Genomic DNA, 18044 nt, shown 5'->3' with positions numbered 1-18044 from the left:
GCCACCTGCCTTTATTTGAAATGGAAGTTGGAATTGTATAAGTTTCAGTTGCGATGTTGATACATGAAATCAACTATAACAGCTATAATTTGAACTGACTACTAAGTTTCATTTTCATAACAAATAGAGAATCATACTGGATGGTGGCGTGAACATGAAGGCGGAGAAAAATAAATATTCATTATGGATTCTAGCATGGCCAATATTTGTAGAATTACTGTTGCAGCTGCTCTTGGGTGCTGTTGATACGCTTATGGTAAGCCGTGTGTCCGATGATGCGGTTGCGGTAGTTGGCTTAGCGAACCAAATCTTCCAAGCGGTTATGATCCTATTCATGACCGTGGCAAGCGGCGCAGGTATTCTCATTGCACAGAAGATTGGGGCTCGGCAGCAGGAGTCTGCACGAACGGTCGGGATTATGGCTGTCACGATTAGCGGGCTCATTGGTGCGATTCTCAGTGTGATTTTATATGTAGAGGCGGTTCCACTTGCGAGGCTGTTTCAATTAGAAGAACGATTAATTCCAATGGCGCATACGTATATTTCAATTGTCGGCAGTGGCATGGTATTAACGGCGCTAACAGCTACCCTCAGCACAGCGATTCGAAATACAGGCAATACGAAGGGACCGATGATTGTCGCGATCGGGATGAATGTGATCCATGTCGTGTTGAACTACGTTTGGATCAATGGTGCGCTTGGATTTCCACAGCTAGGCTTAACCGGGGTTGCGATTTCAACATTAGTGAGTCGCTTACTCGCGACTTGTTTGCTCCTCTATATGTTTGTATCCATCTTTGAGCGAAAAATCAGATGGCGTGATCTGGGCGTTTTTAACCGGAAACTGTTTGGTGAGATTATCCGAATTGGCTGGCCGCTTGGCATCAATATGTCATCTTGGGTGCTGTCACAGCTCGCGATTTATAGCTTTCTAGCCACGATGGGGGCTGCGGCTCTAGCAGCGAGAACGTATATGAATACACTGGAATCCATCTGTTTCATGTTAGGTTATTCGATTGCCTTATCGGCACAAATCCAAATAGCGCATCTATTCGGTTCAGGGCAAACGCAGGCGGCTTATCAAGCAGGCTACCGCGGTACGTGGATTGGACTGTGCTTGGTGGGGTGCAACAGCATCCTGCTTCTAATCATCGGCAAAAGCTTCTTGGGCTTCTTCAGTTCAGACAAAGCAATCATAGAGCTAGCTCTGTCTTGCTTAGTACTTACAGCGATACTGCAGCCAGGCCGAATGATCAATATGGGCTTTGGCAATGCACTCAATGCGATTGGTGATACCCGGTTTAATATGGTGATTTCGCTGTTCTCGATGTGGGGCGTTGCTGCGGGACTCTCTTATGTGCTTGGACTGCATTATGGGTGGGGGTTAGCAGGGATCTATGTTGCTATGATGTGTGATGAGTATCTGCGCGGTATTCTCGTGGCCATTCGTTGGCGGCGGAAGAAGTATTTGCGTATAGCGGAGGAAACGAAGAAGGGGATTGAAGCTGTGGGGCCGACGCCAAAAGTTAGCTACACGAGCCATCCATAATCTTGTCGGCAATTGTAAATCGATTACCTGCGCAAGCACCTACCTCCGGTAGGTGCGAAATCGAATATCTTGATTGTAGTTGCCGAAGCCTTCCCCATACAACGTTAATCCACCGACATGCTCGGCATGATTGGGTACTTCTAACCGTAAGGTCCACTCGTTGCGGGAGAGGGGGAGGTCCTGGATCGTAACCGCTGATAGTTGCTGCCCATCTAGGTATGTTCCCGTTTCGGTGATGCGGAGTACCTTCAACCAACCATACTGGTTGGTGTAGTCTGACCACCAGGAGGGAGTCAGAAGTCCGCGGCCAGCCCCGGAATCGCCAGGGCTTGTCCAGTAGCCAAGCAGCGTACCATTCACATAGAAGTGAATATCAGACGGCCAATTGGCTGCGATACCTGGTGCTTCCGAGCCGAGTTCCAGTGAGATTTCAATCTCCTCCAAAGTCTGACCTGGCAGCATATAGTTGGGGACTTGGTATTCAACGAAGCCCTTGGCGAACCATAGAATTTTGGCATGCATGCGATCTGGCTCGAAAAAAAACCGTGGGTCGTCAAACTGGCCAATCACGCGTTCAGCCGAAGCTAAACCGCAGGTCGGATGGACCTCGTAGCGTGTATAGTGACCTACAGGAATCGATACTTCATTGAATAATTGCTCTTGTTCAGCGGGCTGTGGAAGCTGAATGTCGATGCGCGAGAGAGCTAATGTACAGATTTTGTGCGTACCGCCTTGCTTGCGAACGAGCTTTGTATGAATGAGGCCGCCGTTTTCCAACTTTTTGACATGCATCGTGACGATCGCACTGCTGAGGGAGAGACGCTGCGCCAAATCCTTCACGTTCATCGCTTCTTCTGCTAATAACTCCAAAATGTGAAGCCGCACATCGCTAGCCAACGCTTCATATAGGGGCAGCCACTTACGGTCTGTTGTTGTGTGAATCATTGCTTGAACGCCGCCTTTCGCTTTCTCTGATTAACATAAATATGAATGCAACAAAAACGGGTGTGAGGTATTGATCTCCATCCTTTTTTGCTGTTTAATAGGAAATATACATAATGATTATATTAACTGATTTATATTTTTATTAATTATACGATGAGGTGAGCTCAATGTCTACGAAAGCAAGTATGATTATTGACAAAGATTTTAAAGTTGGAGAAGTCGATCCTCGGTTGTATGGTTCCTTTATTGAGCATTTGGGGCGCGCGGTGTATGGCGGTATTTATGAGCCTGGACACCCGCAAGCAGATGAGCAAGGGTTTCGCGGCGATGTGCTGGAGTTAGTGAAGGGGCTGCAAGTGCCGATTGTTCGTTATCCCGGCGGGAACTTCGTATCGGGTTATAACTGGGAGGATGGCATCGGACCTGTGGATCAACGCAAAAGACGACTTGATCTTGCCTGGCGTACGATTGAGCCGAATATGATCGGCCTGAATGAGTTTATGGACTGGTGTCGCAAAGCAAACACAGATGCCATGATGGCTGTGAATTTGGGAACTCGCGGTCCTGATCAGGCAAGGGACATTATTGAGTATAGCAACATCACTGGCGGCACCTACTGGAGTGATTTGCGTATTTCTCATGGCTACCGCACACCGCATAATATCAAAACATGGTGCTTAGGCAACGAAATGGATGGCCCGTGGCAAATCGGAAGTAAGACGGCAGTGGAATATGGCCGCACTGCTTGTGAGACAGCGAAAGTGATGAAATGGGTGGATCCTTCGATTGAGCTAGTCGCTTGTGGCAGTTCGCATTTGGGCATGCCTACCTTCCCAGACTGGGAAGCAACGGTTCTTGAGCATACCTATGATCATGTTGATTATATTTCGCTTCATCAGTACTATGGCAACCGTGACCAAGATTCTGCGAATTTCTTAGCGCAATCGCTGGGCATGGATCGCTTTATCCATACGGTTATTGCTACTGCTGACTTCGTTCAAGCGAAGAAACGCGGCAAGAAGAAGATCAATCTGTCCTTCGATGAATGGAATGTGTGGTATCACTCGAATGCTGCTGATCGTAAAATCGAGCCTTGGTCCATTGCGCCACCACAGCTGGAGGACATCTACAACCATGAAGATGCGCTACTTGTAGGCTGTATGCTGATTTCTATGCTGAAACGTGCGGATCGTGTCAAAATGGCGTGCTTAGCTCAATTGGTTAATGTGATCGCCCCAATTATGACCGCGAATGGCGGTGCAGCGTGGAAGCAAACGATTTACTATCCATATCTGCATGCGAGTGTGTTCGGGCGTGGAACGGTTCTCGTTCCGCTCATTAAGTCACCGAAGTATGACGCCAAGGACTACACGGACGTACCTTACCTCGAGGCTGTTGCCGTACACAATGAGGAAACTTCAGAGCTGACTATCTTTGCAGTCAATCGTCACTTGGCAGAAGCGCTCCCGCTGGAGATGGATTTGCGTAGCTTTGGCGGCTTCCACATCGTTGAGCATATCGTATTGGAGCACGAAGATCTCAAGGCTTCCAATACCTTAGAAGCGCCGGATCGGGTGAAGCCACATTCCGCAGGGAATGCGACGATCTCGACGAATGGACAAATAGAGGCTGTTCTTAGTAAGGCTTCTTGGAATGTGATTCGTCTTAAATTGGTATAAAAATATGAAATAAATTCATAGATACACCTATATAAAGCCGCGATTTGGACCATAATAGTCACATGAGAAACCTTGATCCCTAGGATCATCGAGGTTGCCCATGTGACGGGGCCCGCGGCTTTTCTTTCTTTTCCAATCCAAGCTCTGATATGATGAGAGAAAAGAGATTGAAGGAGTATGGGCACATGAAAATGAGAATAGGCCTAGTTGCCGGCTTCTTGCTGGTGACAGCAATGAGTTTGGCGGCGTGTGGAGGAAGTCAACCATCGGCAACACCGAGTGCAAGTGTTTCGGCAAATGTGGACGTTGCAAAACTGTATCAGAATTATTGTATCTCTTGTCATGGTAATCAATTACAAGGCGGACAAGGTCCTAATATTCAAAAAGTGGGAGAACGCCTCACAGAAGCTGAAATCGTAAAGCGGATACAAAAGGGTGGTGGCGGGATGCCGCCGTTTCAGGTCACGATGAAGGAAGAAGAACTGAAAGCACTTGCAGTTTGGTTGGAAGGATTGAAGTGATTGACAGATACTGGAAGGGTTAAGGTTCCCTTAAGGTTAGCTACATAATTTCTTCACAATTGACATTTACAATTAGGGGCATGAGGAGAGTGATGTAAGATGCACTTGAATTTGAAGCCCCGGAAGCGTCTTTCGAGTACAAAGAGCTCAAGTCGTCTGGGAGCGTCGATTTCACTTGTTTTATTTATGATCGGATTACCTATTCTATCCGTGATAGGTATGGAATTTCTTGAACGTGGCAATTTATCTGAAACTATGCAGTGGGTAACAGATAATCAGCCGTTATTTATGTTAAATGTAGTGTTGACCTTTTGTTTGTTAGCTTTCGTTTATGCCCTCGTAGGGTCTTTGGCAATCTCTGGATCCATTACGACCTTAATTCTAGGTCTGATGGCAATTATCTCGTATATGAAAGTGAAAATGATCGGGGAGCCATTCTTCCCTTGGGATATATTGCTGAACAAAGAGAGTATGGATATTGCTTCATTAGTTACCGGTAAAGCTGCTTTAATTCGAATATGTGCTATAGCAGCTGTGATTCTCCTCGTCCTTGCCCTTCGCTGGGTGATCCCGCGTGTGACACTGCCGATTATCGTTCGATTCGGTTTGGGGCTTTTTTCGCTGTATGCCTTGTATGCATTCGGAATCAAAACACCGTTAGCTGGCAAAATTCTGGACCATGCAGGTGTTAGCGAGATTGTTTGGGATCAGCAGCAAAACTATGCAAACAATGGGCTCACGCTTGCCTTCACGCTGAATGTGAAGAATTCAATTGTCCAGAAGCCAGATACCTATAGTGAACAAGCACTGGCTTCGGCTGCCGCTAATATTCAAGGGGCCGCCGCTGTGCAGCAGGATACGGCTGGCGTCCGTAAAGCGAAAGTGACCCTTGCAGATGGGAAACAGCCAAATGTTATTTTCGTCATGAGTGAAGCATTCTGGGATCCTACTCTGCTTGAGAATGTTACGTTCAGCGAAGATCCCCTTCCGACAATTCATCGCTTGCAGCAAGAATCCAGTTCAGGTTATTTGCTTTCTCCACAGTATGGCGGAGGAACGAGCAACGTAGAGTTTGAAGTATTAACTGGGAACTCGATGAGCTTCCTGCCTGGCGGATCCATCCCCTACCAACAGTATATCTCGAAGCCAATTCCAAGTTTGGCCAGTTATTTTGCGGATAAGGGATATAAGAGCATGGGGATTCACTCGTATGAAGGCTGGTTCTGGGATCGGAACAATGTCTATAAGCAGCTTGGTTTTGAAACTTTCAAGAGTAGTGAACACTTCGACAATCCGGAAACAAAAGGCTATTTTATCTCCGATGCCGAGGTCGCAAGAAATGTGATTAATGAAGTAGATAAAACGGAAAATCCGATGTTTATTTATACCGTAACAATGCAAAATCATGGACCATATGACGATCCACGCTATGGCGAGAATCAGTTCAAAGCAACAGGTAATCTTACTCCGCAAGCCAAAAGCATCCTAGAAACCTATACACAAGGTGCCCATGACGCGGATCAAAGCTTGCAAATGATGATTGATCATTTCAAGGACTCGGATGAACCTACGATGATCGTGTTCTATGGTGACCATTTGCCGATGCTTGGCATGGATTATCAGGTGTATAAGGAAGCAGGCTTTATTTCGACAAGTGATGCTAACAAATGGTCGTTGGAAGAAATCAAGAAGATGCACAGCATCCCGCTTGTGACATGGTCCAACTTCGATATGCCGAAGCAAGACATTCCAGTGCTAAGTGATTCCTTCTTGGGGGCACATGTCCTGGATATGCTTCATATGGAAAAGCCAGCTAATTTTGCTCTGAATGCCGAGTTGGCCCAGCAGGTACCGGGACTTCTCAGCAATTTGATTGTCGATCGGGATGGACAGCTGCATGCAACGGTTCCAGAATCCGCGGCACCTCTCATTGCCGATTACCGGAACGTGCAATATGACTTAATGTTCGGCAAACAGTACTTGGCCGCCTATTTGGATCATGATTATTTGACCAAAGGTTCGCAAACGGGCTACAATGCTGAATTTGGCATCCCTGGCGCTGCAGCTCAGTCTGAGGCCATAGGCAGTCAGGAAGCAAAGCCGGCAAGTGCGCAATAGATTGGATCAAGCCGTCTCTCGAGTATTACTTGGGAGGCGGTTTTTTGGCGTTATGGGAGGGCAACCCGACAACAGCAGCAGTACTTGGCGCTCTATCAGGATGAACTGGAAAATCTCCATCTATTTTCGCTGGAAAAACTTGAATTATCAGATTAGATGGAAAACATACAGTTAAAAACATCGATATCAACCATTTCAGAGGAATCTAACACAATTAGCTGTAGGAAATCCAGTTAGTCTATCGAAAGTGAGAAAACTGGCTGAAATAACTGTAGGTTATGCCTTCCCTGCTAGAAATAACTGTTGCCAGGAGGAGGTTTATTTTGGTAATATGAGATTCCGTCTCTACGCGGCGACTGCACGTTAAACGAAAAGGCAAACGGATCTTGAATGACCAAACAGGAGGTGTTTTATGCTTTTCGCGGTTCTAGCGCGCAAGGCGTACGCAAGAAACTTGCAGTATCGTGGTTCACATTTGCTACACAATGCCGTAAGTGCGGTGTTCGGTTTTATTTATGCCAGCATCTGGACCAGCTTAGGCAGTGATGCATCGCTAGGCGAATACGGTGCCAAAGGCATCGTGAGTTACATTGCTTTTAACCAAGCCATTCTGTGGATTACACAGTTTACGACGAATGGACTCGGGCTCGAGCAATCGGTTCGGACGGGTCAAATCGCGGTCGATCTGATGCGGCCAGTTCATTTATTTTATCAAGCGATGAGCCGTGAATGGGGCCAAGTGTGGTATCAATTCCTATATAAAAGCATTCCGATTTATGTCCTCTATGTCTTCATCTTCTCCTTACAGCTTCCACAGACCGCTTCGGTGTATGGATGGACAGCTCTCTCGTTGCTCGCAGCCTCTTATATATCCATCTGCATGAATTACTTAATTGGCGTTGCCGCCCTCTGGACGACAGAATCTCGATGGTTTTACTGGGTTAACTATTCGTTTGCTATGCTGCTATCTGGTTTCTTTATCCCTGTGGAATGGCTGCCAGGCTGGCTTCGGACGATGAGTTTGTACACACCGTATCCATATTTACTCTATTACCCAACTCGAATTTACCTTGGACTTGAACATGGCACTGTGGTGCTTGGCGCAATTCTATGGGGTATCGGGTTTACTTGTGTCTGCTTGGCTATTACTGGCGTGGTTCGCAAGAAGCTGGAGGTGCAAGGCGGATGATCTCGATTCGGCTGTTTATGCTGCTTATAAGGGCAAGTTTCCGAAGTCGTATGCAGTATAAGTTTAATTTCATATTCTCCACCCTCATGTCTGCGTGCATTCAAATCTCTGAATTTATGATGGTGGCCCTGGTGATGATGAAGTTTGGCCATATCCATGGCTGGTCATTGTATGAAGTAAGCTATTTGTACGGGGTCATCATGATTTCCAAAGCGATTTATCGCACACTTGCCTCCGATGTGCATCATCTCGAGAAATATCTTGTTTCCGGCGACTTGGATGCGATTCTGATTCGTCCTGTTCCTGTGCTGCTTGCCTTGATGACCCAAAATTCACGGATTCTCATAGCCGAAATCGGTCAAGGCACTATCTTGTTGATTATTTCGATGAAAGCGCTTATCGGAAGCGGGCAAATAGGGTGGATGTCAATACCGTTAACGGGGTTTATCATCCTCACAGGTGCCGTGATTTTATTCGCAATTGGGCTGGCTACGGCGGCGGCAGGCTTCTGGCTAACACGGATTGAGGCCTTGCAAAACATGACCGAAGATGCCTCCCATACCGCGGCTCGTTATCCGCTTAGCATTTACCCCAAATGGCTCCAAGGTGCGCTATTGGTGCTCGTGCCAGTAGGCTTCGTCAATTATATTCCTGCCCTATATGTGCTGAGAAATGAAGGTGGCATAGGCATGTTGTTAGTCACATTAATCGTTGCTGGGGCTGTATTATGGCTAGCCATGCGATTCTGGAAGTTAGGGCTATCTCGCTATCAAAGCACAGGTAGTTAATCACATTAACCAAACGGGAGGGGCTAGTCCGCATGATAACAGTTAAGCATTTACGCAAAACATTTCAATCCCCTGTCATTCAAGAAGGGAAGTTTTCGGGGCTCCGCACCCTGTTCTCTAGGGCGTACAAAGAGAAAGAAGCCGTGCGCGATGTGAGTTTCGAAATTGAAACCGGCGAGTTCGTTGGGTATATTGGTCCTAATGGAGCGGGAAAGTCGACGACGATCAAAATGCTCACAGGCATCCTTCACCCCACCTCTGGTGAGGTTCTGATTCACGGCAGCTCTCCGCAAAAACAGCGGAAGCAAGTTGTTCGGCAGCTTGGTGTCGTATTCGGACAGCGGAGCCAGCTATGGTGGGATCTCCCGGTGAAGGATTCGTACGAAATCCTCCTCGCGATGTACCGCGTAGAAGCGGCAGATGCTCAGCGGCGATTAGGTGAATTGACAGAGCTGCTTGATTTAAAAGAAATTCTGGATACCCCGGTTCGCAAACTCTCGCTTGGTCAGCGAATGCGGGCAGATTTGGCAGCTTCGATGCTGCATGATCCGGACATTTTGTTCTTGGATGAGCCTACGATCGGCTTAGATGTTGTTGCCAAAAAGAACATCCGTGGTTTCCTGCACACGTTGAATCGGGATTTCGGGAAGACGATACTGCTAACGACGCATGATATGGATGATATTGAACAGCTGTGCCCGAGAGTTATCGTCATTAACCATGGGGAAATTGGCTATGATGGTTCCATAGACAAGCTGAGAGAACGCATTGGGCTGCCGACGATGATGAAGGTATCCTACCGGGGCGAGATCGGGGTACCGGATAGCTGGGAGTTGCCGTTTCGAGTGATCGCACACGAAGCAAACGTGCTGACCATTGCTTGCAACCGGCAAGAACTGAAGGCGATGGATGTCCTGCGCATTGTGAGCAGTTGGGGCGATATGGAGGATGTACATATGGAAGAACCGGAATTTGAAGAAGTCATTCAGAACGTGTATCTTTAAAATATAGAAATCACTGGGAGTGGAGTGGACTGAACCATGGCGATAGGGAATGAAGAACGAGAGAAGGAAGCGCAGCGCGTCTCTGTGGTGCGAGGAAGCATTCAACGGCGTATCATTGAGCTGCGCCAAACGGTAGATGACCGCAGATCAGAAGCGACGGCTATCGGCCGCAGCTTCTGGGATGATATTTCCGTCAATGCGGACAATGACGATGATTTGATTGAAACGGCAGCGAGTATGGCTCAGCAGGAGCATGTACTGCAAGGGCAGGAGCGGAGCTACCGACTAGCCCAGGATGCCCTGCGCAAGCTGGAGCGTGTGGTCGATGCGCCGTATTTCAGCCGGATTGATTTTCAAGAGAAGGGCGAACAAGACCGTGAGAAAATCTATATCGGTTTGACGTCATTCATCGACAGTAAGACAGATGAAATACTGATCTATGACTGGCGAGCACCGATCGCCAGCTTGTTCTATGACTATCCGCCTGGCCCGGCGACTTACCGCACGCCAGAGATGGACGTAAGCGGCGAATTATGGCTTAAGCGTCAATATATCATCAAAGCCGGCGAGCTGCAGGATGTGTTCGATACAGGCATCTCGATCGGTGATGAGATGCTGCAGAAGATGCTCAGCCGCAGCGCAGATGAGAAGATGAGCTCCATCGTCACGACGATTCAGCGCGAGCAGAATCAGATCATCCGGGACGATCATCATAAGGTGCTGGTTGTCCAAGGAGCAGCGGGCAGCGGCAAAACGTCCGTTGCGCTGCAGCGCATCGCGTATCTGCTCTATAAGTATCGGACAACACTTAGTGCCGATAATATGATCCTCTTTTCGCCGAACTCACTGTTCAGCGATTACGTCTCTCGCGTCCTGCCAGAGCTGGGGGAAGCAACGATGCAGCAAACGACTTTCCAAGATTATTTAACACATAAACTAACGGATACTGGACTGAAATTGGAAGATCCGTATGATCAGCTTGAATTTATTTTGACAGGCACAGAAGAGGATTCTATGTATGCAGCTCGTTTGCAGAGCATTACCTACAAGACATCCGAAGCTTTCTTACGTGTGATTGAAGCCTATGGGGATAAACTGAAAGAAGGCGGGATCCGATTCGTTGACTTGGCTGTGGGGAAAAAGGTGTTGATTACCGCAGATGAGCTAGCCGAACGTTTCTACGGTAAACCGTCGATTCTTGCCATCGGCGAGCGGATGGAGCAATTGTCGGAGTGGATTCTCGAAAAGCTGGATGTATTCCAAGCCGATGTGCAGAAGCGGTTTTACCGCAAGCTTGTGCGTGAGCCGAAATATATGGGCTCTGAGCCTGAGATGAAGAAAATGAGCAGAGTCAAAGCGCACAAAGCGATCACGCCGCTCCGCGAAAAGGCACAGAAACTAGCCTATATCGACGTGCTCGGCATGTACAAGGAGCTGTTTACGGACACAAGCTTGCAGCAGGAGCTTGTGGGGCTATCCCATCAGCCACTGCCTGAGGCATGGACGACGATTAGTGAAGTTACAGTGGGAGCTTTGGAGGAAGGTCACCTGCGCTACGAAGATGCAACCCCGCTCGTGTATCTCAAAGGGCTAGTCGAAGGACAACTGCGGGTAGGTACGATTCGCTATTGCCTCGTCGATGAAGCACAGGATTATTCACCGTTTCACTATGCGTATTTGAAAAAGCTGTTTCCACGCGCCCGATTCACGCTACTCGGCGATTGGAATCAAGGGATCTTCACGCATGCGAATGCGAATGCCGCAGGGCAAAAGCAAGAGCAAGGCTACAGCTCGATTAGCGAGCTGATGGGGGAAGACGAGACGGAGACGATCCGTCTCGTCAAGAGTTACCGCTCGACACGCGAGATCACGGACTTCGCGTGTCAGGTCCTGCCGGGCGGCGAACCGGTGGAACCGTTCAGCCGCAGCGGCGAAGAGCCCCGCTTGCTGCGCGCAGCAAGCGAGCAAGAGCTGGTCCGCCTCGTCGCAGAGACGGCGGCACTTCGTCGCGACGGCGGCGCAAGCTCCGTCGCGATCATTTGCAAGACCGAGCGCGAGACGGCGTCTGCGCACGGGCGCTTGAAGCCGCTGCTGCCGGACCTCGCGCGGATCAGCAAAGACACGCTGCACTACGAGGCAGGCGTGATGATCTTGCCGGCGTACCTCGCCAAAGGGCTCGAGTTCGACGCGGTCATTCTCTACGACGCTGGCGCAGCTGTCTACGCGGAGTCCAAGGAGCGCAAGCTGTTTTACACGGCCTGCACCCGGGCGCTGCATTACCTAGATGTCTGTTATCTAGGTGAATTAACCCCGTTTCTTCGCGGATAAATAGACATACGTCCATACCCAACCGCCCTGCCTAACATAGGATATAGGGAGAACCAAGACCAGGTTTTATAAGGCGGAAGGGGGAACTGACCATGTCAAACGTTGGATACTCCAGCACAGCTGTTGTTCTGGTATTGTACATTTTGTTGGTTATCATTTTGGCAACTTTCTATTAGAATAGTTGGCTGTAGGAGCCGCTTTCCGAACTTCGGGAGGCGGCTTTATTGCGTATTTACGCATAAATTTCCAGTTACGGGAAAACTTAACGATACCTGTTGTTGTATGTCTATCTCATTCCAAAGTGGGAGAACCTTATGCCTGTAAAAAAGCAGATTACTACACTCCAACTCTATTGTATTATCATCATTTCCATTGCGATAACGAACCATGTTCTGCTAATCCCTGTGCTGCTTCACTATGGGAAGAGGGATTCCTGGCTGGGAGCTTCACTAGCGGTCATACCCATGCTATTAATGGCAGGTATGATCTATTTCTTAGTGAGACGAACGAAGCAGGGCGAGTTAATTGAATGGATCCGATTGCGAGTTGGAAAATGGGGCACTTATTTGTTTCGAATGATTCTCATAGTGATCTGTTTTACGCATGCCGTTGTGACCATCAAAGATGTCACCATGTGGACCCATATTACTTATCTTCCAAGAACGCCTATATTTATGATTATGCTATTGTTTATTATATTTTGCTTCTTTGCAGCAAGAGAAGGCATTATGGCGATAGCGATTTCATCGGGTATCCTTTTACCAGCTGTTATGCTCCTAGGTTACTTTGTCATGGGTGCGAACTTTCAATATAAGGACTACACGCTGCTTACCCCACTCTTTACACATGGATATGGTCCGACTTTAATTTGTGTGGGACTAACTTGCAGTGCTTCCTTCGAAATTTTGAGTGTTCTCATTCTTCAACACCATGTCCGAACACGAATCCGATTACGAGGCTTATTAATTCTGTCCGTGTGTGTAATTGGTCTTACAATCGGTCCTTTAACGGGAGCGATCGCCATATTCGGACCTTTCGAAGCGGCGGATTTGCGTTATCCAGCTTTTGAACAATGGCGTATGGTGACTCTCGGGAAATATATTTCCCATTTGGACTTCCTATCGATATTTCAGTGGATTTCGGGCGCCTGCATGCGGACGTCCATCTTAATGTTCATTAGTGTAGATTTGATGAAGGTGAAGAAGAAATCGACTCGTACGCGCACCCTCATATGGATCAGTTTAGGTTTGTTAGGACTAAGCATGTACCCCGTATCTGATAATCAAATGGTGCTGTGGCTGCAAAACGATTACTATTTGATCCTGTTTGTAGTTGGTTTGATATTGCTGACGTTCCTGCTTGTAGTCGCGATGCTGCCTATACGGCGAAAGGAGATGGATGCGAAATGAATGAGCAAGATTTCCGTGAATGGTTTGCTCTTTCGGACGACATCATTATCAAAACCTATCCAGTCACGTACGGGCAAAAGAGCGATCGTGTGACGATGCTGTATTGCGAAGGTATGGTCAGGACTGATATGATCGATGGCCTTGTGCTGCCTAAGCTGCAGGCGTTTGTTGACAGTAATTTTTATCGGGATGAAAATGCTTTGGACATAAGTTCGATGCTGCAATTTGAGCAGTTGACGGGCAAAGAGTGGATAACCAATATGAAATTAGCGGTTTATGCGGGACAGCTAATCTTATTTTTTGCAAATACTCAAGCCCTATATGCACTGGATATTGCCTCGCCGCCGAATCGTTCTCCAGAAGAATCAAGTACAGAGACTTCTATTAAAGGCCCACGTGATGGTTTTACGGAAGATGTCATCACGAATATTGCTTTGGTTCGCAAACGGTTAGCTACCCCGAGTTTATGCTGTGAGAAGATACATTTGGGGCGAAGAAGCAACACAGTAGTTGCCTTATTGTATCTAGGCGATGTTATCAACGAATCGATTATCCAAGAGGCAAGGGATCGATTGCAAGTGATTGATGTCGATGCGGTTATTAGCAGTGCGCAACTTAATGAAGCTATGTCAGGGAGAGCTTTTTCTTTGTTTCCCCTTTTAAACTACACGGGGAGACCAGACTTTGTGGCGGATAGCTTGTTACGCGGACGATTTGCCGTCATTGTAGATGGTTCGCCGATGGCACTCATTGCGCCAGCTTCCTTGAGTTTTATTTTAGATTCTCCTGAAGATGTTCATAATCCCTTCTATTTCGTCGCATTTGAACGCATATTACGCTTGATAGGGTTGCTGATCTCGGTGTTATTGCCTGGATTGTGGATTTCGGTGTCCAGTTTCAACTTGGACCAAATTCCGTATCAGCTCGTTGCTACAATATCCTCCTCGAGGTTAGGGTTGCCTTTATCGGGCCCAATGGATTTTATCATCATGCTGCTGCTATTCGAATTATTCCGAGAAGCGGGTGCCAGATTGCCGAAAGTTGTTGGACAAACCGTTACGGTCGTCGGTGGTTTAATCGTTGGGGATGCAGCGATTCGTTCGGGTATTACGAGTCCTACAACACTGGTAGTTACGTCCTTATCCACAATTTCGATGTACACGCTGGTTAATCAATCCCTAGCAGGTACAATTACGGTATTGCGTATCGTTATTTTACTAATTTCCACTGTGTTTGGTATCTATGGTTTCATGATTTCACTCATGGGTCTTGTACTCCTGATGTCTACGCTCGAGTCGTTTGGCGTACCCTATCTATCGCCATTTTCGCCACCTCAATTTGGGGAGATGGTCGCTTCTGTATTGGCTAAGCCTTGGACGAGACAAAAGCTAAGACCACACGTTCTCAAACCGAAAGATGACACCCGGCAAGATGAGGAACTTTCATGAGGATAAAAGCGCTTTTGAAATGGACAGTAGGTGTAGGTGTATTGATTAGCCAAACGGGTTGTTGGGATATGAAAACCATCCAGGATACGAATTACATGACGGCAATTGGCTTTGATTATAAAGATGGGAAATACATTGTTTATGGGCAAATGTTGGACTTTGCCAGCGTGGCGAAACAAGAAGGGGGACAGTCGGGGAAACCGCCCCTGATTTGGGTTGGTAAAGAAGAAGGAGCAACGGTCAGCGATGCGTTTAATAGGCTTTATCGGACGTCTCAGCAGCGCGTTTTTTGGGGACATGTCGGCGCCTATTTGTTCTCCAAGAGTGCACTAGATCAGGGCATTGGTAAATTTACAGACGGGTCCGTACGTTATAGCGAGACCAGATTTACGCAATGGGTGTACAGCACGGATGAGTCGATCGAGGCTGTTTTCTCTGTGATCCCGTTCTTTAATGTCTCACCGATTAACTCGATTCTGATGCAGCCTGTCGAGGCTTATCGTCAACACTCTTTCATTCCCCCGCATCGCTTATTCTGGGTGGCTTCTAAGTTGCGGGAACCTGGGTATACCGTGATGCTCCCCACATTAGACATCGATGATACGGTATGGGCCAAAAATGAAAAGCCAGATTCCAAACTTAAAGTGAACGGCGCTTATAGCTTGAACAAACAATATAAATTAGAGTGGCTATCTGAGAAGCAATTTATTGGTGCTAGATGGTTAAATAAATATACAAGTCGTACCCCCATAGTTGTGTATAGAGAGGGGAGAGCAGTTCAAACGGTGAATACCAAACCGAAGTCTCATATCAATGTGCGCATGCAGGGAGGACAAGCCATCTTCGATATTGAGGTTAAGGCACCTTTAGGAGTTTCTGAAATTTTTGAAGGTGTTGGTGAGAGCGAGTTGGAACAATTGGTTTCTAAACAAATTAAAGAGGAGATTGAGCAGACATTTAAACTTGGAAAAAGCCGCAGCATTGATGTCTACTCGTTAGAGCATATTCTGTATAGAGCTAAATTCAAAGAGTGGGCGAAAATGACCAATTATGGTGAAAATCCGCTAATTGACTACGAGCTCGGTAACATTACAGTGAAAGCGACTGTACTCCATTCCGGTATGCTCAAGATGAAAGAAAAAACGCCGCAATATTAGGGATGTAAGCCGCCTACTGATGGTTGAAGTTCAGGAGGCGGCTTTTTTATTATGTGTGTCCGAACCCCGAACCCCGAACCCCGAACCCTTGGTACCCGACACCACACTTTAACCCTCTGTTGGGGTGAAATTGTGAAATAACTGGAAAATATACAGCTAAAACAGCTTAATTTCATTGAAAAATGAAAATAACTGGATTTTATGTAGCTAATTCGGGCCGCTAATCGTGATATCAGAGTTTCTGAACATTTTAACTGTATATTTTCCATTTATTATTTATTTCCACGCCAAAACAGCGAAATTAGCTGGAGTTTTTCCAGTTATTTATTCACTAGTCACTCTCAAACCGCCCCGCAGCCCCCAATCCACCAGTCACTCCAACAAACCGCCCCGCAGCCCCCAATCCACTAGTCACTCCAACAAACCGCCCCGCAGCCCCCAATCCACTAGTCACTCTCGAACCGCCCCGCAGCCCCCAATCCACTAGTCACTCCAACAAACTGCCCCGCAGCGACCACTCCACTAGTCACTCCAACAAACCGCCGCGCACCCCCAATCCACTAGTCACATCAACAAACCGCCGCGCACCCCCAATCCACTAGTCACTCCAACAAACCGCCCCGCAGCCCCCAATCCACTAGTCACTCTCGAACCGCCCTCAGCCCCCAATCCACTAGTCACTCCAACAAACCCTCACGCAGCCCCCAATCCACCAGTCACTCCTACAATCCGCCACACCACCACTCCACCTAAATCCACTCCAACAAGCTAATTCTCTGTATTTGAAAGCCCTGTCCCCAGTTTAGAAATATTTAATAATTGTTTTAGATCATGTTAATAGGCTCTTTAGTGGCAATTAAGTCTTGGAGGCTAAGATAGTCAATATGGAAGCGCAAGACGCGCAGCCAAATAGAGATAGCGTATGGATTACGCGGAGGCAGGACGATATGAATAAGAAGTTAGCGATGTTGGGATTAGGTGTAGCAGTTGGCAGCATGATGCTAGTTACTTCCGTATATGCAGGTGTAGGCGAAGCGCCCGGGTATGAAGCTTTCAAAACCGCAGTGAAACAAACAGCAACGATTAAGAACGTCACGCGTCAAGTAAACGTGTCCCTTCAGGACAATGGAGCTTCCTTGCTCCAGGTGAAATCAACGATCAAAACAGGTGGAGCGGATCAAGTTGGAAGCGCGCAAGTACAGGTTCAAGGCAGCGGTGCTGAGCAGCAAACGATTCAATTCTACAGCCAAGATGGCAAGCAGATTATCAAAACAGCCGATTCTGATGTTTACAAAGTCATTGAAGGTGACAACGCGCCAGCGAAGTTCAAAGGACATAACAACGGCAACCATACCGCAGACCCAGAAGTCATCAGCGAAGTGGAAAATGTGGTGGATGCCCTAGTCGGCAACTTGAAAAATTATGTCACGATGGACGATGCGGCTGGGAATGGCAAAGAGATTCACTTCAAGCTCTCCGGAAGTCAAATTTCTCCTGTGGTGAACACAGTGGGCTCACTCCTCATTAAACATGGCACGATGGCCAAAGATGAGCCAGTGCCAGCGAAAGCGAACACACTGGGCATTGACCTCACGACACTAAAGAATAGTCTGCCACAGCTTGCTTCCGACATCTCCATGGATGAAGTAGAAGTTAACGCAAGCGTGGATAGCGACGACCACATTACGAGTCAATCTGCACAAATTCACCTGTCTGGCAAAGATGAGCAAGGCGCTGAGCACGATGTTGTGTTACGCATTGATATGACATTGTCCAGTTTGAACTCGACTACACCGGATACCGTTGATTTGAGCGGCAAACAAATTGAGAATGTGAAGTTCGATGAGATGTCGGGTCACAAAAAGTGGGGCGACAAGAACTAATCACGAGTCACTTAGCTCAGCAAGCA

14 protein-coding genes are annotated in these 18044 nt (G+C 47.5%); 12 read left to right on the top strand and 2 right to left on the bottom strand.

Annotation, left to right across the window (positions count from 1 at the left end):
* Positions 1 to 154 precede the first annotated feature (154 nt).
* Positions 155 to 1549 carry an MATE family efflux transporter gene (locus AC58PV_RS04715; protein WP_497431119.1) on the top strand — a complete coding sequence of 465 codons (1395 nt, stop codon included), beginning with the start codon at positions 155 to 157 and terminating at the stop codon, positions 1547 to 1549.
* Positions 1550 to 1588: 39 nt separating this feature from the next.
* On the opposite strand, the gene AC58PV_RS04710 is transcribed toward AC58PV_RS04715, so the two are convergent.
* Positions 1589 to 2494 carry an ArsR/SmtB family transcription factor gene (locus AC58PV_RS04710; protein WP_497431118.1) on the bottom strand — a complete coding sequence of 302 codons (906 nt, stop codon included), beginning with the start codon at positions 2492 to 2494 and terminating at the stop codon, positions 1589 to 1591.
* A gap of 167 nt (positions 2495 to 2661) precedes the next feature.
* On the opposite strand from AC58PV_RS04710, the gene arfA reads away from it, so the two are divergent.
* The 10 genes from arfA (at position 2662) to AC58PV_RS04660 (ending at position 16135) form a co-directional block, all read left to right on the top strand.
* Positions 2662 to 4173, top strand: coding sequence for an arabinosylfuranosidase ArfA (gene arfA / locus AC58PV_RS04705; protein ID WP_497431117.1), 1512 nt, complete (start codon positions 2662 to 2664; stop codon positions 4171 to 4173).
* A 185-nt stretch (positions 4174 to 4358) separates the two neighbouring features.
* A complete protein-coding gene (locus AC58PV_RS04700) occupies positions 4359 to 4694 on the top strand; it encodes a c-type cytochrome (protein ID WP_497431116.1) in 336 nt (111 codons plus the stop codon).
* Between the two features lie 99 nt (positions 4695 to 4793).
* Complete coding sequence (locus AC58PV_RS04695) at positions 4794 to 6812, top strand: LTA synthase family protein (protein ID WP_497431115.1); 2019 nt, start codon at positions 4794 to 4796, stop codon at positions 6810 to 6812.
* 412 nt (positions 6813 to 7224) lie between these two features.
* Complete coding sequence (locus AC58PV_RS04690) at positions 7225 to 8001, top strand: ABC transporter permease (RefSeq protein WP_497431114.1); 777 nt, start codon at positions 7225 to 7227, stop codon at positions 7999 to 8001.
* Positions 7998 to 8789 carry an ABC transporter permease gene (locus AC58PV_RS04685; protein WP_497431113.1) on the top strand — a complete coding sequence of 264 codons (792 nt, stop codon included), beginning with the start codon at positions 7998 to 8000 and terminating at the stop codon, positions 8787 to 8789. The genes AC58PV_RS04690 and AC58PV_RS04685 overlap by 4 nt, the downstream gene beginning before the upstream one ends.
* A gap of 32 nt (positions 8790 to 8821) precedes the next feature.
* Positions 8822 to 9793, top strand: a complete 972-nt coding sequence (locus tag AC58PV_RS04680; protein ID WP_497431112.1) for an ABC transporter ATP-binding protein — start codon at positions 8822 to 8824, stop codon at positions 9791 to 9793.
* A 36-nt stretch (positions 9794 to 9829) separates the two neighbouring features.
* Positions 9830 to 12121, top strand: coding sequence for an RNA polymerase recycling motor HelD (gene helD, locus AC58PV_RS04675; protein WP_497431111.1), 2292 nt, complete (start codon positions 9830 to 9832; stop codon positions 12119 to 12121).
* Between the two features lie 314 nt (positions 12122 to 12435).
* Positions 12436 to 13530: a GerAB/ArcD/ProY family transporter gene (locus AC58PV_RS04670; RefSeq protein ID WP_497431110.1), complete on the top strand. Its 1095-nt coding sequence runs from the start codon at positions 12436 to 12438 to the stop codon at positions 13528 to 13530.
* Complete coding sequence (locus AC58PV_RS04665) at positions 13527 to 14978, top strand: spore germination protein (protein WP_497431109.1); 1452 nt, start codon at positions 13527 to 13529, stop codon at positions 14976 to 14978. The genes AC58PV_RS04670 and AC58PV_RS04665 overlap by 4 nt, the downstream gene beginning before the upstream one ends.
* Positions 14975 to 16135 carry a Ger(x)C family spore germination protein gene (locus AC58PV_RS04660; RefSeq protein ID WP_497431108.1) on the top strand — a complete coding sequence of 387 codons (1161 nt, stop codon included), beginning with the start codon at positions 14975 to 14977 and terminating at the stop codon, positions 16133 to 16135. Before AC58PV_RS04665 ends, AC58PV_RS04660 begins: the two co-directional genes overlap by 4 nt.
* Positions 16136 to 16466: 331 nt before the next feature.
* Here AC58PV_RS04660 and AC58PV_RS04655 read toward each other — a convergent pair whose 3' ends face one another.
* Positions 16467 to 16589 carry a hypothetical protein gene (locus AC58PV_RS04655; protein ID WP_497431107.1) on the bottom strand — a complete coding sequence of 41 codons (123 nt, stop codon included), beginning with the start codon at positions 16587 to 16589 and terminating at the stop codon, positions 16467 to 16469.
* A 493-nt stretch (positions 16590 to 17082) separates the two neighbouring features.
* Here AC58PV_RS04655 and AC58PV_RS04650 point away from each other — a divergent pair, with 493 nt between their 5' ends.
* On the top strand, positions 17083 to 18018 hold the full coding sequence (locus tag AC58PV_RS04650; RefSeq protein ID WP_497431106.1) for a hypothetical protein: 936 nt from the start codon (positions 17083 to 17085) through the stop codon (positions 18016 to 18018).
* Positions 18019 to 18044: the final 26 nt, after the last annotated feature.

The organism is Paenibacillus sp. J22FR83 (assembly GCF_059691955.1).
This window is presented reverse-complemented; position numbering and strand designations above follow the sequence as displayed.

Bases quoted from the DNA above. Each gene is read 5' to 3' on its own strand.
- AC58PV_RS04715 (WP_497431119.1), top strand. From the start codon at position 155: ATGAAGGCGGAGAAAAATAAATATTCATTATGGATTCTAGCATGGCCA.
- AC58PV_RS04710 (WP_497431118.1), bottom strand. From the start codon at position 2,494: ATGATTCACACAACAACAGACCGTAAGTGGCTGCCCCTATATGAAGCG.
- arfA (WP_497431117.1), top strand. From the start codon at position 2,662: ATGTCTACGAAAGCAAGTATGATTATTGACAAAGATTTTAAAGTTGGA.
- AC58PV_RS04700 (WP_497431116.1), top strand. From the start codon at position 4,359: ATGAAAATGAGAATAGGCCTAGTTGCCGGCTTCTTGCTGGTGACAGCA.
- AC58PV_RS04695 (WP_497431115.1), top strand. From the start codon at position 4,794: ATGCACTTGAATTTGAAGCCCCGGAAGCGTCTTTCGAGTACAAAGAGC.
- AC58PV_RS04690 (WP_497431114.1), top strand. From the start codon at position 7,225: ATGCTTTTCGCGGTTCTAGCGCGCAAGGCGTACGCAAGAAACTTGCAG.
- AC58PV_RS04685 (WP_497431113.1), top strand. From the start codon at position 7,998: ATGATCTCGATTCGGCTGTTTATGCTGCTTATAAGGGCAAGTTTCCGA.
- AC58PV_RS04680 (WP_497431112.1), top strand. From the start codon at position 8,822: ATGATAACAGTTAAGCATTTACGCAAAACATTTCAATCCCCTGTCATT.
- helD (WP_497431111.1), top strand. From the start codon at position 9,830: ATGGCGATAGGGAATGAAGAACGAGAGAAGGAAGCGCAGCGCGTCTCT.
- AC58PV_RS04670 (WP_497431110.1), top strand. From the start codon at position 12,436: ATGCCTGTAAAAAAGCAGATTACTACACTCCAACTCTATTGTATTATC.
- AC58PV_RS04665 (WP_497431109.1), top strand. From the start codon at position 13,527: ATGAATGAGCAAGATTTCCGTGAATGGTTTGCTCTTTCGGACGACATC.
- AC58PV_RS04660 (WP_497431108.1), top strand. From the start codon at position 14,975: ATGAGGATAAAAGCGCTTTTGAAATGGACAGTAGGTGTAGGTGTATTG.
- AC58PV_RS04650 (WP_497431106.1), top strand. From the start codon at position 17,083: ATGAATAAGAAGTTAGCGATGTTGGGATTAGGTGTAGCAGTTGGCAGC.